Genomic DNA, 16,206 nt, shown 5'->3' with positions numbered 1-16,206 from the left:
ATACGCACTTCCCAGCATTATCCCGATGACAGCACCCGACGGTTCTTCCAACAAAACAAAAAAAGTACTTTGTTTATCGATCACCGCATAATCGGCAAAAGATCCATGTTTAGATGTTATTATTTTATGGCATTTTTCAAAGTATCAATATCCAATTTTTTCATTTTCAATACTTCTGCCATCACCTTTGTTGATTTTTTCATCCATCCACCCAGCTCGGCAGGAACAATTTGCCAACTGACTCCGAATTGATCTTTTAGCCATCCGCACATACTTTCCTCTCCGCCATTCGATGTAAGCACGTTCCAATAGTTATCGATTTCCTCCTGGTAATCGCACTCAACCACAAGCGAAACACCTTCGGAAAAACTGAAATTGTGTTCCTGTGAGCTATCCATCATCATCAACAGATAATCGTTGATGAAAAATTCTCCGTGCTGCACGCTGGATTCAGGCTCACCGCTTTCTTCAGCATAGTACATTACACCATGGATTTCCGAATTGGGAAAAAGTGATGTGTACAAATGCGCGGCCTCCATTGCCCGTCCGTTTTGAGAACCGGTAAACATCAGCGTCGGCACTATTTTCTGGAGGATATGGTTTTCATCGCGTGCCGTGTATAACTGCCACGAAACGCCATATTTATCTTGTACCCAGCCATATTTCGGACTAAAGGGATAGGCGTCAAGCGGCATCATCGACCTCCCTTCCTGTATGAGCTTATTCCAAATCTCTTCAACTCGCTTTTCCAACATCGTAAGAAACATCAGCGAAATAGACGGATTGGGGTTGAACTTGTCGCCACCGTTAAGCAGCATCAGTTTCTGGCCAAACATTTCGAGCATGACCACCACAGGATTTTCATCCATTACGGTGGTTTCAGGAAAAGTGCTGCAATAAAAATTGGCCATTTCGCGGGCGTTGTTGTTGCACCAAATGCAAGGATAAATGGTATTGTTCATATTACTTTTTCTTTTTTACTTCGTTGGAAGCCGCTTTGAACAAAATGATTTTGCGAAGTAATTCTATCGGAAGCGGCTTGTCGTAAGGTAATTGAATAGTTCCTTTGGTGGTTTTGTATTCCGACAATTCTTCTTTGAATGCCAGATTGGATTCAGGCGTGGCGTAAAATCCGATATGGTTTTTAAATGCTGCAAAATACACCAGAATTTTTCCGTTATATTTAAAGGCAGGCATTTGGTAACTGATAGATTCCACACCTTCGGGAAGAGTATCGTGGACCAGTTCTCGAATTGTTCTCAGTTTTTTCCGTACTTCAGCATCAAAGCCGGCCATATATTGATCGATGTTTTCGGGGCTACTCATTGACTTTACTCTTTTTAAAGACTGGATTGTCTCAATAATACTTATCCACTCCGCCGTGTCCAATTATTTTTCTGTTTTGCTTTGTCATCTTTAACAGGTTGGCCAGACGTTTTGCAAAAAAATCGGGACGGCTGCGTGAATCGTGGACATATGCTACCCGGATTCTTTTATAAGCTTCAGAGAATCTTTGAAAGTTTTGCCACGTTTCCTTGTCGGCTTGCAATGCTGTGATAATATCTGATGGGTAAACAAATTCTTCCGATAAAATGTTTGTTACTTTTTCGTAAATTTCAGGGTGTAACAAGTTATTCTCTGCCAACCACCGAAGTCGTTCCCTGTTGGGTTGAGAGTAGGTACTTTTAGGATTCCGGGGCGAGAATCGCTGAGCAGTGTGAGTTTCATCGTATTTTTTCATCGTACTGTCGATCCAACCAAAACATAAAGCCTCCTCCACGGCATCGTTGTATAAAATACGCGGTTTCCTTGTCGATTTATTGGGATAGATAAGCCATATCTCCTTTTCTTTACGAAAATTCTCCGACAACCATTGACGCCAGTCTTCGCGCGAATCGAAATATACTGCTTTTGTTATTTCCATTATGAGGCCTAGGGGTTAGAGCTAAGAGCTATGAGTTTCGACAACGTATTAAAATTACGGGTTGTGGTGTCAATTTTTAATTTTCTTTCGAAAAAGTTGTTATTGAGCTTGGTTTTAGCAGCACTGCCGGGAATGAAAAGATAAATGGCGTGCGGGGTGAAAATGAATTCGTCTGGGCCAAAATCCTGTGCTTGCAGGGCTGTAACAAGATTAATATCGGGAGTATCGTTGAAAAGCGTAAAGAAAACCCGGGAAATATCGTATCTTTTACCGAAAGGATTTTCAGCAATTACCGTTTCAATCTCAGCAGGCGTTTTCACGATAATTTTCAAATCGGCACCGATGCTCTCTTTGATGATTTTATTCACTCTCTTCACTACTTCTTCTACTGAAAGTTCCGAATAGAGGATCACGTTTCCGCTTTGAATCCACGTTTGTACATTCTGGAAACCACTCTCAGCAAGCAACTGTCGAAGTTGCGCCATCGGTACCCGGTTTTTCCCGGTGGGTGTTACGCCCCGAAGAAGCACGATATATTTTGTCACCGGTTAATTTCTTTTTCTTTTTTTGTTCTCCCTCTCCTTTATGGCTTTCAACGAAGCTTTCATCGCTTTCTCCGAAGTATCATACTGAAATTCATAACCGGCATCTTGAATTTTCCGGGATGAAATGCGGCTTCCCCCTAGAATCATACCGGCAGCCTCTCCCATAATCAGACGCATTAAAAACGAGGGTACGTGCGGCATAAAAAAAGGCCGTTTCATCACATTTGCCAACGTATGCATGAAATCGGCATTACTGATAAATTCAGGGGAAACAGCATTGTACACGCCTTTCATATCTACATCTTCAATAGCTTTCAAATACATACGGCAAAGGTCATCGATATGTACCCACGTCAAATATTGCCTGCCGCTCCCAATAGGTGCACCCAGCCCAAAACGGGTGGGCAAAACCATTTTCCTGAAGGCATCGCTGTTTTTTGAAATCACGAATCCTGTACGCAACACGACTGTCCGGATATTGAGCTCTTCCTGAAAACGGAGAGCAGCATTCTCCCATTTACGGCAGGTCCGGCTCAGAAAATCGTTTTCGGTGGAAGGATCCTCCTCCGAGTACAGGTTGTTGGTTATTTTCAATCCGTAATACCCGATTGCCGAAGCCGAGATAAAAGCTTCGGGCCTTTTATCCATAGATTTTATTGTGTCGAGCAAGAGTTGTGCGGTTTGAACACGGCTCTCCACGATATCCTGTTTTTTCTGCCTTGTCCACGAGTCCTCCCCGATATTCGATCCGGCCAGGTGGACAATAATATCGGCCAGTTCCACGGCCTCTTTCTCTATTTCGTTTCGACGATAGTCCCACCTGTACCGGGGTATATCAGCTTTTACATATCGCTCACGGCTAAGCCAAATCACTTTGTATCCTTTTTCAACAAGCAACCGTGAAAGTTTTCTTCCTATTAAACCTGATCCACCTGTTATTAAAATTGTTTTCATCGCAGTGTAGTTAATTTCATGGTAAACAAATAAAGACAGCAATTGGTTGCCGTCTTTATCCATAATTTCAAGGTAATTCCATGGGGACTTCCATCAAAAGAATCTCGGAATCCTCAAGAGCTTCAAGCGTAAAACTACCGATATCCCAAATTCCATAACCGTCACGCTCGTTCAACGTTTGGGTCGAAACTTTGGCTTTGCCTCTAATCACAAATAGATATACTCCGTTACCTTTCTTCTTTACGTCATATTCTTTCGTAACCCCCTTGTCAAAATTGGCGAGGTGAAACCATGCATCCTGATGTATCCATACACCGTCGCCGTCCGGATTCGGAGAAACAATTTGCTGAAAATCGTTGGGTTTGGCTAAATCGGCAATACGGACCTGATCGTAACGCGGCTTGACGCCTTTCTCTCTCGGGAACACCCAGATTTGCAGGAATTTTACCGGCTGATCCTGACGGGCATTAAATTCACTGTGCGTAATCCCTGTTCCAGCCGACATAACCTGCACGTCTCCCTGGCGGATAATGCTTCCGTTGCCCATACTGTCGCGATGTTCGAGCTCACCCTCGAGCGGCAAGGATATTATTTCCATATCGTTGTGCGGGTGCGTACCGAAACCTTTTCCCTTATCCACGAAATCATCATTGATTACCCGCAAAACACCAAAATGCATTCTGTCGCGATTGTAATAATTGGCAAAACTGAATGTATGATTACTTTTGAGCCATCCGTGATCGGCAAAGCCGCGGCTACCTGCAGCATGATAAATTGTTTTCATTTTTTCTTTTTTGTGATTTTTAAAATATTCTCCATGCAAAGATAACCGCTCTTTTTATAGTGTGCATTGATGTATGTTAAGAAAAGACTTCAGGCTTAGCGTAGGCGATAGTTTCGCTCTGCCAGCTCTCCCCTCACCCGGCTCAAACTTTCAGGAGTAATGCCCAGATAGGCAGCAATCATCCTTGCTCTTCAGCCGAAGCACCTAGCAGTTGGGTTACCCGCGTTTGCAGGTTTCTCCTTCACGTAAAGCAAACTCGCCTTTCCTAAGTGTGAGCGTTTTACAACTTTCCGGTAACAAACTGATAGCCTGCTCGTCAATATCTATATTCGATGCGAGAATGTTCTCCGCACCGCGTCCAATATTATTTTGCACCTGTCAATTAAAAATTTATCTCCTGCTCCCGCTCATGGCAATCATGATGTAATACAGAAGAGTTGCCAGCGAACTTAATGCAGCCACAACATAAGTATACCCGGCCCACCGTAAAGCATCGGTGGCCTGCGAGTGGTTGCTTACATCGGTAACACCGGCGCTGCTTAGCCACCTTAACGCCCTGTTGGTCGCATTTTTTTCTACGGGAAGCGTCACAAAACTAAACAGGGTTGTCAAGGCAAACAAGCCGATCCCCATCCACAACAATGCCGGGAAGGTAGATACTGTTACAATTCCAAGCAACAATATCCACGTAACCCACCTTGAAGAAGCGCTGACAACGGGTACCAAAGCCGAACGCATTTTCAGAGGGGCATACCCTTTGGCGTGCTGCAAGGCGTGACCTGTTTCATGAGCAGCCACTGCAGCTGCAGCGATACTGTTGCTCCCGTAAACCGGTTCGCTCAGGTTGATGGTTTTATTGGTGGGGTTATAGTGATCGGTAAGCTGACCGCGTACCGAAATGACCTGGACATCGTATATGCCGTTGTCGTGAAGCATTTTTTCTGCCACGTCACGACCCGTCATTCCGTTTCTCAGGGGAATTCTTGAATATTTTTTAAACCGGCTCTGGAGCATAGCTTGTACACCAAAGCCAGCTACAGCAATTAAAATTAATAGAAACCAAACTGCACTCATGCGATTCTTTTTTTATTTAGTTTTTTTGTTAAACGTAAAACAGCTATAAAATGTTTTCTACGAATTAGACCTGTTTGTTTTTCACTCCACCGTTCCTTTCAGCATGGGTACAAACCGAAAGAAGCCTTCACCGGTAGTCGTGTAGGCCGTTTCACCGGTTTTTTCAACCACCACCATCTCCTGCAATTTTTCTCCTATCGGCACTACCATCCTTCCTCCTGTCACAAGTTGTCCCAGCAGTTCTTCCGGAATCTTGGGTGCCCCACAGGTAATTAATATCCCGTTGAAAGGAGCCCATCGAGGCAACCCGGTCTGCAGGGCTACGGTAGTAACCTGAGAAATAGTTTGTCCCGACGCAATAGGTAACGGCTCATCCAAGTAAGCCAGATCGGATGTTTTTATCCCCTGATGATTGTCTGAGCTCTGTTCGGCCCTACAGAAACAATAGCAACAGGCACACCCAGCTCTTCTTCCAAAAACGAAAGATAAGCGTTAAATTCTTCGGGAAACTCGTCTTCCGACTGCATGTTCGTCATATCGGTCTTCCAACCCGCCAGTTCTACGAAAACAGGTTCAATGTTTCCTGTAATGTCGAAAGGCAAGTCTTCGGTTTCTTGTCCGTTGATGTTGTAAGCCACGCACACCTTGATGGTTTCGAAAGTATCCAGCACATCACTTTTCATCATCACCAGCTTGGTCACCCCATTGAGCATTATCGCATAGCGGAGTGCTACCAGGTCAATCCATCCGCAACGACGTGGACGTCCGGTAACGGAACCGTATTCACGACCTAGATCACGCATCTGCTGTCCGTCTTTATCGAACAGTTCTGTAGGGAAAGGGCCACTTCCCACCCGGGTGCAGTATGCCTTAAAAATCCCGAACACTTCGCCAATTTTTCGCGGAGCCACACCCAATCCGGTACAGGCGCCGGCGCAAATAGTGTTGGATGAAGTAACAAACGGATAGGAACCAAAATCAATATCAAGCATAGATCCTTGCGCACCTTCAGCAAGCACTCCCTTTCCCGATGTGAGTGACTTGTTGATAAAATGTTCCGAATCGATAACCTGGAATGATTTCAATTTCTCAACTCCGGCAAACCATTCGGTTTCAATCTTTTCCAAGTCGTACTCAAAATCGTATTGCGCCAGCATCTCTATGTGTCTTGCCGTAGCTTTTTTGTATTTCTCTTCGAAATTATTGAATAAATCTCCTACCCTCAAGCCGTTCCGACTTATTTTATCGGTGTATGTCGGCCCGATTCCCTTGCCGGTCGTCCCTATTTTTGAATCTCCTTTAGCCTGTTCCATAGCCTCGTCTAACAACCGATGGGTAGGCAGAATTAAATGAGTTTTCTTGGAAACATACAGCCGCTCGGTCAACGCATGCCCCGATGCTTCCAACGCTTCGACTTCAGCCTTGAACAGAGCCGGGTCCAGCACAACCCCATTTCCGATAATGTTGATTTTCCCGGGTTGAAAAATTCCCGACGGAATCGATCTCAGTACATATTTCTGATTTTCAAACTCCAACGTATGTCCGGCATTTGGCCCGCCCTGAAAACGAGCCACAATATCGTAATTGGGCGTTAACACATCTACTACTTTTCCTTTTCCTTCATCGCCCCATTGAAGGCCTAAAATTACATCAACTTTCATATTATTCTTTAGATTATAAGACTCAAAACTTATAGACAATAGACTTTACTTTAGATTATTTTTTGAACGAGAGAATCATTATTTGTAATTTCACAAGTTTATCGACACTCTCATGCATCAATTCAGTATCAATATATTCCAGATTTCGAGCAATAATAATTGCCGCTTCAAGCTCATAAGAAAAGCCAATCGCCATTTCCAAAAACTCGAAAAATCTTTGGTCCTGTACTTCGAAGAACCTTCTGCAATATTTAAGGGAATTGATAAGACAGGACATTGTGTAACGAAATCCATTGCTTTCTGCCGTATAATTAACTTCCTGAAATTATGCGCAATTCTTATTCTAAATATCTTTTAGTCTACAAGTCTGAATATCTTTATTATTTAGTTTCTTTATTCAGTTTTCTCAAAGCTATTTTCTTGGCGTGACTGCACTTACTGCAAATCCCGTAAATATACATACTGTAGTAACTTACGGTAAATTTTTTAATTTTTCGCTGCTGTGCCGCAGTAAAAAGGTTGCCGTTTTTGGATTCCCAAACTTCACCACAGCTGGTGCAGATAATGTGATCGTGATTTTCGTTGCCGTAAGCACGTTCGTACTTCGAAATATTTCCTCCGAACTGATGTTTCACCACCAGTCCACAATCGAGCAGCAATTCAATGGTATTATAGAGTGTGGCACGGCTGACACGAAAATTCACATCTACCATGGATTTATATAACGAATCCATGTCGAAATGTCCTTTTGTGTTGTAAATATGATCGAGTATGGCAAATCTCTCCGGAGTTTTACGGTGCTTACGATCAGACAGATACTGCATGAACTCATCTTTCACCTGTTTTCTCAATTTCTGGCTGCTATCCATAGTACAAAAATATTTCTTTTTTCAATCGCTTGAAGTTATTTTTTTGATATTTTTTTAAAGATACACATTTAAATTCATTTCACCGTTTCGGAATGAACAAAAAATGCCGGATAACAGACTTCACTCTCGTTATGATATGAATCTGAAACCGTTACATAATAATAATAACCCTTTTCATCAATGGATGCTGCATACTCAAAAAAAGGTTCTCTCAATCCCGTGGCGAGGATATTTTCGGCTTTGTGTACATCTAAATCCTCCGATTCACTCCTGTAAACATTATAAGTGACTCGGTCCGCGGCATCATCGGTTTTCCAGTTAAGCAAAAGTTTTCCGTTTATACTTTCGGCAGTTAAGTCGTACGGTGCTCCAGGGATTTCATCCGAAAGCCAGGTCATCGCCGGCAGTTTTGCCGGATAACGGTAATAGTGCTCCAGGGTATTCAAGATCCCTTTTGTGTTCGACAACACATTATCTGTTCTGAAGTATGCCTGTCCGGCCGACTCGTTCTTCCTAGTGTAATCCATCTGGTTCTCGATATCCTGCCGGCTCCAGCCCAGCTCAATCATCTGATAGGTTCCCAATCCCGGAACGATAATGCGCTTGTTCCCGTTTTCCAGCCAATCGTCCACAAACGGATAAAAAAGATGGTCCTTATAATACATCATGGGATAAAGGGCATCATGCTTACCAATCTTCAACCACATGGCGGCGTCCTGAAAAACAGTTTCCAAAGCAGTCCATCCAGCCCCTGTATTCCCCAACGCCCTGTACCGCCCAAGAGGGGCACTGCTGACCTGTACCCATTTTTTTTGACTTTTCACCCAGTCGTATGCTTTGGTTACAAACCGGGTAATGTTGTCCCTGCGCCATTGATATAACGTTTTCCCCTTACCGTAGAGCCTGTACATCCCAGCATCAGGAAACTTACCCGTGTTGTCCGGATACCGGATATAATCAAAATGAATCCCGTCAATATCATAATTTGAAACGATCTCCTTTACGATGGACAAGAGATAGTCGTCGGTTTTTGGATTACCCGGATCAAGAAACCATTCGCCACGGTACTTCCGGGTTATGGATGGATTTTTTTTTGTAACCGATCTTGCACCCAAACTTCTCACATGCTTGTCTAAACCCAACGGATAGGTTACCATCCAGGCGTGCAGTTCCATACCGCGCTTATGACACTCCTCAATGACAAAAGCCAGCGGATCAAATTTGGGCTTCCCATATCCGGATGGAACAATTACCGATGCCAGCGGCTCAATTTTTGAATCATAGAACATTTCTCCTCTTGCCCGAACCTGAAATATTACGGTATTGAAATTGTGTTTTTGCAGATTATCAAGAATAGCGATCAGCTCTCTTTTTTGCACTTCCTGACTGATCCTGTTCCTTGGCCAGTCAAGTCCGTAATTTGTTGTCAACCAGACGGCCCTGACTTCAGAAGCAGGGGGATTGACAGAAAAAATTCTCATCACAACAAACAGAAAAAAGATGAGAAGCAGATGTGTTCTATTCATTAATGATAATCGTTCTAAACTTGGCGATGCAAATTTAAAACAAAAATGCAGTGCTGGTATACATTTTTCGAATGTTAACACTTTAAACCGGAAAAGCCGATCAATTCTGTGTAGAAACAGGACTTCAACACCTCGCTAAAAAGTAGCCACCTCATAAAATCATTTCACGGCTCTTTTTACGAAACTTTATCTTAATATTATTGCTAAACTTAATAATTAATTCTACTTTTGTGAAAATATAGTGTTTGCAAACAAATTATCAAACTAACAATAAGACCTATGAATCCACTGCTTTTTAATTTAAACGGATGGGAAATTCCCATTATTATCTTGGTTGTCTTAATTCTTTTCGGTGGAAAGAAAATCCCTGAATTTATGAAAGGGTTGGGAAAAGGCATCAACAGCTTCAAAAAAGGACTGAACGATATTGAAGAGGATATCAAAGCCGATCCGGCCGACAAAAAAACATCGTCCACAAGCAATCAGTAACCTAATTTTCCAGTTATTGTAAAAATCGTCTGTTCTCGGGATTAATCCACGTTTTTGTGGATTTTTTCCGAGATTAAATTCTATAATCTGTTGGTTGCATGAAAGAGAAAGAAATGTCCTTTTGGGACCATCTCGAGGAATTCCGCTGGACGTTGATACGAATTATCGGCGCAGTGCTTATTTTGGCCATTGCTGGATTCATCCTTATTCCTCGTATTTTCGACTCAATAATTCTTGCACCCAGTTCTTCCGATTTTATCACCTATCGTTTCCTGGAGAGCGCCAGCAAATACATCCCTTTCCTTCCCGATTTTTCGGCCGACTCGTTTAATGTTGAAATGTTGAACATCAACATGACCACGCAGTTTATGACCTATATTTCCACTTCTCTGGCATTTGCTGTCCTGTTGACCATCCCCTATATTTTGTTTGAACTCTGGCGCTTTATCAGCCCGGCTCTTTACGAAAACGAGACCAAAGGGGTAAAAATGGCCTTTGGATTCGGAGGAGTGATGTTCGTGATCGGCTGTCTGGTTGGCTATTTTATGGTTTTTCCATTGATCTTCAGGTTCCTCATCACTTTTGAATTGAGCGATGCCATTAAAAACACCATCTCGCTGGATTCCTACATGAACAATTTTTACACCCTCATCCTCATTATGGGTGTCGTGTTTGAGTTGCCGCTTGTTTTCTGGCTTTTATCCAGCTTGGGACTCATCTACCGGTCTTTCTTCCGCAAGTACCGCAAACAAGCAGTGGTAGGTTCTATGGTGCTGGCAGCTATAATTACCCCGTCTGGCGACCCGTTTTCACTTATTATAGTCACCATACCGCTTTACATGCTTTGGGAAATAAGCGCTTTCGTGGTAAAAAAAGATCCACCGGAAGAAATTGAAGAAGAGGATCTGCCGACAGTCTTTGAGTAATTATCGGTTCAGAATCACTTTGCCAAACGGTGAAAAAGCTAATTTCATTAATTTGAAATGCTGGTTTCCGAAAGGAATACCGATAATGGTGATGTAAAACAAAACACCGAAAAACAGGTGTGTGAGCACAATGGGCAACCCACCGATAAAGAACCAGATAATATTCATAACAAGTGCCAGGCACCCCGAAGTTGTGCGATTTTGCACTGCTTTTTTATCGAAAGGCAACAATGCCATCTCCGCCAGTTTCAGCGATTGCAGGCCGAAGGGAATACCGATTATTGTAACCATCAGGCCAATACTGGCAATAACGTATTCGATGGCAATAAATATGCCTCCGAAAACAATCCAGATCACATTTCCCAGCGTCCTCATCGTACGGCAATTGCTTCAATTTCCACCATGCAGCTTTTAGGCAAGCCTTTGGCAGCTATGGCCGAACGGGCAGGAAAATCCCCGTCGAACTGCGAAGCGTACACCTCGTTCATCTCGGCAAAGTAAGCCATGTCTCCCAGGAAGACGGTAGTTTTTACGATGTTTTCCGTTGTAAGTCCGGCTTCATCCAAAATAGCCCGGATATTTTTGAAACATTGCACCGCTTGCTCTTTCACTCCTCCAGTGACCAGCTCTCCTGTTAACGGATCAATAGGGGTTTGTCCGGAAATAAAAATCATTCCCTTTGCTTCGATTGCTTGGCTGTAAGGGCCTATTGCCGCAGGAGCATGTTTTGTTGAAATTACTTTTTTCATAAAATTTAGTTTACTTAATATTGCTTTCCTTCCACTTTAATTCATCCGGTTATAATGTTGAAATATGGGTTGTATTATTAGTTAATAGTCTATTGCTCTTTGTCTTACCACCTCATAAATCATCACACCCGCCGCCACAGAAACGTTCAGTGATTGAATGCTGCCGAACTGCGGAACCTTAACCAATTCATCACACACACGCAGAATTTCGGGCGAAACGCCTTCGTCTTCCGAACCCATTAAAATGGCTACAGGGACCGACATATCTGCTACGGTATAGTTTTTTGCCGCTTTCTCAGTGGCGGCCACTACTCTTATTCCACTGTTTTTCAGGAACACAACAGCGTCTTTCAGGCTGTTTTCCCGGCATACCGGAATGATGTGTAATGCTCCGGCCGACGTTTTAATGGCATCGGCATTTACCGATACGCTTCCGCGCGCCGGAATCACTATGGCATCTACACCCGCAACTTCGCATGTGCGGGCAATAGCGCCAAAGTTACGCACATCGGTAATTCCATCAAGTACAACAATAAGCGGGTTTTTCCCTTGCTCATAAAGAAACGGAACAATCTGGTCTAGTTTCTGGTACGTAACTGCCGAGGTAAAGGCAATAACCCCCTGATGATTTTTACGGGTTATCCTGTCGATCCGCTCCAGCGGGACTTTCTGCATGGGGATTTCGCACCGGCGTAGCACCTCCTGCAGTTCTTTGAAAAGTTCACCCGACAATTCACGTTTAACAAGCACTTTGTCGATATCTTTTCCGGCTTCTGCCGCTTCAATCACGGCACGGATGCCAAAAATCATCTCTTTCTCTTTCATCTTTTATGTGTTATGTGTTACGTCTTTAAAGTTTCAACATGAGCTTCAGGCCTCCAGCATCACCTTGGCGTTTTCAACAGCCTGAGCAGTAACTTCCGCACCGCTAAGCATCCGGGCGATTTCCGTAACCCTTTCGTTTTTCAGCAATAAACGCACATAGGTTGCCGTAGTCTCAGCACTGTCCTCTTTGTAAACGTTGTAATGTTTTGTTCCTTTGGCTGCTATTTGCGGCAAATGGGTGATGGCGATTACTTGCATATCGTGTGCCATCTCGCGCATGATCGTACCCATTTTATCGGCTATCTCACCCGAAGTTCCCGTGTCGATTTCATCGAAAATAACCGTCGGCAGTGTCGTTGCCCCGGCGATCATCGATTTCAGGCAAAGCATCAGTCGAGAGATTTCTCCGCCGGATGCAATCTGGGAAACGGGCAGCAACGGTGTGTTTTTATTGGCCGAAAACAGAAAGCTCACAGCATCTTTGCCGTTAGAATCGGGATTGTTTTTGGTGGTAATATCGCATATGAACCTCGCGTTAGGCATTCCCAGATAAACAAGCATTTCCGTGAGTTGCTTCTCTACCGGCTGCGTAGCCGATTTTCTCCTTTCACTCAGCACTTCTGCTTTTTGCAACAACAGCCGTTGTTTTTCAGACACCTCTTTTTCGAGTTGTTCTATTTGTTCGTCCAGCGACAGGATGTTTTGCAACTTTTCATCCAACTGTTTCTGTATCTCCTGCAGTTCCTCAACCGATTTTACCGAATGCCTCTTCTGTAAATCGTAAATCACACTTAACCGCTCCTCCACCTGTTGTTGCCGCTCGGCATTGAAATCTGTTTCTTCGAAATGCTTCCCGGCTTCAATCCGGACCTCTTTTAAATCAATATAGGCCGACTCCACCCGTTGCTCCAATTCGGCAGCTTTCGGAAAAACATGCTGAATACTTTTCAACGCGTCGGTTACCGATTTTAATTTTTGTTCAACAGCACCACCTTCACCCGAAAGTGCATCTACTACCGCAAAAAGCGAAGCTTTAATTTCCTCGGCATGCGTTATGGTTTCCAGCTCGGCTTCCAGTTCGCCCTGTTCTCCTGCCTGTAGTTTTGCACCAGCCAATGCATCGAACTGGAATTGAAAATAATTTTCCTCTTCCTTGTTTTTTTGCGATTGCTTCTGCAGTTCGAGCAACAGTTTCCGGCTCGCCTGATATTCCTTGAATACTTTTTGGTATGCCTCCTTCTCCGCTTTTGTACGGGCAAGAATATCCAACACGTTTAACTGAAAAAAGTTGTCGTTTAACGACAGGTTCTGATGCTGCGAATGAATATCTATCAACCTATCACCTAAGTCTTTCAGGTCATTCAGGTAAACAGGAGAATCGTTAACGAAAGCCCGCGACTTTCCGTTCGTCCAAATTTCGCGGCGCAGGATACATTCATCGGGATTATATTCCCAATCCCGCTCTTCAAAAAAATCTTGCAAATCATACCTTGAAAAATCAAAAATGCCTTCGATGGTACATTTCTGCTCGTTTTGCTTGATATAACGATTATCAGCACGTTGTCCCAAAATCAGCGAAAGCGCACCCAGTATAATGGATTTTCCAGCTCCGGTTTCTCCGGTAATAACCGAAAAGCCCTTATCAAAATCGATATGAAGCGAATCTATCAGCGCATAATGTTGTATTGCAAGCGATTTCAGCATAAATTTCCTAGCGGTTTGTTCGTTGTAATCTTTCCAAAGCGGCTGTCTGCGTCGGATAAATATTCCGGAGCGTTTCATACGCCGCTCGCTTTTCATGCACCGGCAGGTCAGTAACGACATTTACCAGCTCGTCCAGTTTGGCATTGCCAAAAAGCGTTACCAAAACAGAGTTGGAACGGCGGTCATATATCGAAGAGATTACGGGCAGCGAAGTTACAACTTTTTGACGACCTTTTTCACGGTTTGCCGCCATTTCATCCAATCCTGCCCGGTGGTAATCATACCACATCCGCCGGTAATCTTCAAATACGGGTTCGTTGAAAGCAACAGCAATGGCATACTTGCTCCGTTCACTTCCAAATGCTTCCCATCCGCTCCAGTTGTTGGATTGAACGTTGCTGGCGATAATTTGCATCTGGCGGAAACAATCCGTGCCTCCCAGAGGCGACGTCGAATCATAATCGAGTCCGAGAATAAGGTAGACATAAAAGGCGATGGTGGCAACCAGGTTGTTGGGAATATTGTCGGGATTGAACTCCAACGACTGATATTCCATGTAATCGAACAAAAAGGAAGGCTCACGATAATTCAGTAACGGCGTCTTGTATGATGCACCGGGAACAGGCCTTCGTGCCTGAACCTGCAGCTCTCCCTTAAACGACGAAGGAGATGACATCTCATTGACGACGAGGGTAAACGAACAATCAATCTTTCCATGTGCCGGAGGATGCGTATCCGTCCATTTTCCATCGTTTATAAATATCCTCAACTGCTCTTCGAGTGTATTAAACAACTGCCGGTTTCCCTGTATCTGGGAACTGTTGACAGAGACAGTGGCATTGAGATTCTGGGCCATCGTACAACCAACAGCTATAAACCAGAAAATAACAGAAAAAACGGCATTCTTCATAAACTTATGCCTGACGGTGGCTCCTTTTTTTGATATTATTTCAATTACATCGAACGGTAAAACTGCAATTCGTTCCGCAAACTATCTATTTCATCTTGAAGCAATTTCACCCGTACAAGCATATAATACAGCGCCTCAATACCTTCCGCGTTAATATCCATCTCATTGTGCCAGCGGACAAATTGTTCCAGTTCTTCCAACTCGTCGTATTCCACAAACCGGGAGTCACCGGAATCCAACAAGCGAATTAACCCCAGTTCGCCCAGTGAATCGAGAAACGATCCTTCTACTTCATAAATACGGATGCATTCGCTGTATAAAATTCTTTTTTCGTTCATCGTTGGTTCAGTTTAGATAATTCGACAAACAACTCCTGCTCTTTTGACGAGAGGTTTTTGGGTACCTCTACTTTCATTGTCACGATAAGGTCGCCGAACTGATCATCTTTTTTATATACCGGAAAACCTTTGCCTTTCAAGCGAACCTTCGCTTCAGGCTGTGTGCCAGGCTTTACTTTCATTTTCACCTGTCCGTCAAGCGTATTTACGGTCATTTCTCCACCGAGAACGGCCGTGTATAACCCAACATGAACCGACGTGTATAGATCGTTGCCAAGCCGCTTGAATTCCGGGTCGTCTTCAATAACGAACGTAATGTATAAATCTCCGTTAGGCCCGCCGTTTACTCCCGGCTGGCCGTATCCGGCAAGCTTTATCTTTTGTCCATCTGTAACCCCTGCAGGAATAGTTATACGTATATTTTTCCCGTCAAGGTTAAGCGTTTGCTGATGGGTATACATGGCTTGGCGGAGCGATAACCGCAACTCTGCCTGATAGTCTCCCCCCTTGTACTTTCTATTCGTACGCCTGGTTCCCCTTTGTGTAAAACCACCGCCAAACATCGAATGAAAAAACTCAGAAAAATCGGTATCCGAAAAATCACCTTCGGTGTAGAAAGTTTGCTCCCCCTGTTGTCCACCCCATTGATGCTGTTGCTGTTGATATTGCTGCTGCGCTTTTTCGTATTCCTCGCCGTGTTTCCAGTTTTCTCCGTATTTATCGTATTTTGCCCGTTTTTCAGGGTCGCTCAACACTTCGTTCGCTTCGTTGAGTTGCTGAAATTTCCTATGCGCCTCCTTATCGTTTGGATTCAAATCCGGATGCAGCTTACGCGCCTTTTGCCGGTAGGCTTTTTTAATGTCATCGGCCGACGCATTTTTACTTACGCCCAAAATATTGTAGTAATCAATATATGCCATTTTTAAAA

At 43.8% G+C, this 16,206-nt stretch carries 21 protein-coding genes; 2 read left to right on the top strand and 19 right to left on the bottom strand.

Annotated elements, in window-relative coordinates:
- Positions 1–119: 119 nt before the first annotated feature.
- The 12 genes from AACM02_RS06050 to AACM02_RS05995 all read right to left on the bottom strand — a co-directional run bounded on the left by AACM02_RS06050 (position 120) and on the right by AACM02_RS05995 (position 9,337).
- Complete coding sequence (locus AACM02_RS06050) at positions 120–962, bottom strand: VOC family protein (protein WP_339116383.1); 843 nt, start codon at positions 960–962, stop codon at positions 120–122.
- 1 nt (position 963) lies between these two features.
- On the bottom strand, positions 964–1,326 hold the full coding sequence (locus AACM02_RS06045) for a DUF1801 domain-containing protein (protein WP_339116382.1): 363 nt from the start codon (positions 1,324–1,326) through the stop codon (positions 964–966).
- Between the two features lie 31 nt (positions 1,327–1,357).
- Entirely contained in the window at positions 1,358–1,924 is a 567-nt protein-coding gene (locus AACM02_RS06040) for a YdeI family protein (protein ID WP_214062008.1), read from the bottom strand.
- Between the two features lie 8 nt (positions 1,925–1,932).
- Entirely contained in the window at positions 1,933–2,469 is a 537-nt protein-coding gene (locus AACM02_RS06035) for a DUF1697 domain-containing protein (RefSeq protein ID WP_339116381.1), read from the bottom strand.
- A 3-nt stretch (positions 2,470–2,472) separates the two neighbouring features.
- A complete protein-coding gene (locus AACM02_RS06030) occupies positions 2,473–3,423 on the bottom strand; it encodes a TIGR01777 family oxidoreductase (protein WP_339116380.1) in 951 nt (316 codons plus the stop codon).
- A 67-nt stretch (positions 3,424–3,490) separates the two neighbouring features.
- Complete coding sequence (locus AACM02_RS06025) at positions 3,491–4,207, bottom strand: pirin family protein (protein ID WP_339116379.1); 717 nt, start codon at positions 4,205–4,207, stop codon at positions 3,491–3,493.
- Positions 4,208–4,423: 216 nt separating this feature from the next.
- Positions 4,424–4,582: a hypothetical protein gene (locus tag AACM02_RS06020; protein ID WP_339116378.1), complete on the bottom strand. Its 159-nt coding sequence runs from the start codon at positions 4,580–4,582 to the stop codon at positions 4,424–4,426.
- A 15-nt stretch (positions 4,583–4,597) separates the two neighbouring features.
- On the bottom strand, positions 4,598–5,281 hold the full coding sequence (locus AACM02_RS06015; protein ID WP_332456255.1) for a zinc metallopeptidase: 684 nt from the start codon (positions 5,279–5,281) through the stop codon (positions 4,598–4,600).
- An 81-nt stretch (positions 5,282–5,362) separates the two neighbouring features.
- Positions 5,363–5,659 (bottom strand): hypothetical protein, encoded by a 297-nt coding sequence (locus AACM02_RS06010; protein WP_339116377.1) that lies wholly within the window; start codon positions 5,657–5,659, stop codon positions 5,363–5,365.
- A gap of 20 nt (positions 5,660–5,679) precedes the next feature.
- The gene (locus AACM02_RS06005) at positions 5,680–6,942 is read right to left on the bottom strand and encodes an adenylosuccinate synthase (RefSeq protein WP_339116376.1); all 1,263 of its coding nucleotides are present in this window, start codon (positions 6,940–6,942) and stop codon (positions 5,680–5,682) included.
- A 380-nt stretch (positions 6,943–7,322) separates the two neighbouring features.
- Positions 7,323–7,766, bottom strand: a complete 444-nt coding sequence (locus AACM02_RS06000) for a Fur family transcriptional regulator (RefSeq protein WP_286847023.1) — start codon at positions 7,764–7,766, stop codon at positions 7,323–7,325.
- A gap of 119 nt (positions 7,767–7,885) precedes the next feature.
- Entirely contained in the window at positions 7,886–9,337 is a 1,452-nt protein-coding gene (locus AACM02_RS05995; protein WP_339116375.1) for a family 10 glycosylhydrolase, read from the bottom strand.
- A gap of 279 nt (positions 9,338–9,616) precedes the next feature.
- On the opposite strand from AACM02_RS05995, the gene AACM02_RS05990 reads away from it, so the two are divergent.
- Together AACM02_RS05990 and tatC are read left to right on the top strand one after the other, a co-directional pair.
- Positions 9,617–9,826, top strand: a complete 210-nt coding sequence (locus tag AACM02_RS05990) for a twin-arginine translocase TatA/TatE family subunit (RefSeq protein ID WP_214062638.1) — start codon at positions 9,617–9,619, stop codon at positions 9,824–9,826.
- A 98-nt stretch (positions 9,827–9,924) separates the two neighbouring features.
- Positions 9,925–10,752: a twin-arginine translocase subunit TatC gene (gene tatC, locus AACM02_RS05985; RefSeq protein ID WP_286847018.1), complete on the top strand. Its 828-nt coding sequence runs from the start codon at positions 9,925–9,927 to the stop codon at positions 10,750–10,752.
- Here the strand turns inward: tatC and AACM02_RS05980 are convergent, their stop codons facing one another.
- From AACM02_RS05980 to AACM02_RS05950, 7 genes are all read right to left on the bottom strand, one after another.
- On the bottom strand, positions 10,753–11,127 hold the full coding sequence (locus tag AACM02_RS05980) for a YccF domain-containing protein (protein WP_286847016.1): 375 nt from the start codon (positions 11,125–11,127) through the stop codon (positions 10,753–10,755).
- Positions 11,124–11,501, bottom strand: coding sequence for a RidA family protein (locus tag AACM02_RS05975; RefSeq protein WP_339116374.1), 378 nt, complete (start codon positions 11,499–11,501; stop codon positions 11,124–11,126). Before AACM02_RS05975 ends, AACM02_RS05980 begins: the two co-directional genes overlap by 4 nt.
- Positions 11,502–11,582: 81 nt before the next feature.
- Positions 11,583–12,326, bottom strand: coding sequence for a 23S rRNA (guanosine(2251)-2'-O)-methyltransferase RlmB (rlmB, locus tag AACM02_RS05970; RefSeq protein WP_339116373.1), 744 nt, complete (start codon positions 12,324–12,326; stop codon positions 11,583–11,585).
- Between the two features lie 45 nt (positions 12,327–12,371).
- A complete protein-coding gene (gene recN, locus AACM02_RS05965; RefSeq protein ID WP_339117439.1) occupies positions 12,372–14,030 on the bottom strand; it encodes a DNA repair protein RecN in 1,659 nt (552 codons plus the stop codon).
- A 7-nt stretch (positions 14,031–14,037) separates the two neighbouring features.
- On the bottom strand, positions 14,038–14,940 hold the full coding sequence (locus AACM02_RS05960) for a DUF4835 family protein (RefSeq protein WP_339116372.1): 903 nt from the start codon (positions 14,938–14,940) through the stop codon (positions 14,038–14,040).
- Positions 14,941–14,984: 44 nt separating this feature from the next.
- A complete protein-coding gene (locus AACM02_RS05955; RefSeq protein WP_214062720.1) occupies positions 14,985–15,278 on the bottom strand; it encodes a chaperone modulator CbpM in 294 nt (97 codons plus the stop codon).
- Positions 15,275–16,198: a J domain-containing protein gene (locus AACM02_RS05950; protein ID WP_339116371.1), complete on the bottom strand. Its 924-nt coding sequence runs from the start codon at positions 16,196–16,198 to the stop codon at positions 15,275–15,277. The genes AACM02_RS05955 and AACM02_RS05950 overlap by 4 nt, the downstream gene beginning before the upstream one ends.
- Positions 16,199–16,206: the final 8 nt, after the last annotated feature.

Origin of the sequence: Petrimonas sp., assembly GCF_963921705.1 — a bacterium.
Classification (GTDB): domain Bacteria; phylum Bacteroidota; class Bacteroidia; order Bacteroidales; family Dysgonomonadaceae; genus Petrimonas; species Petrimonas sulfuriphila.
This window is presented reverse-complemented; position numbering and strand designations above follow the sequence as displayed.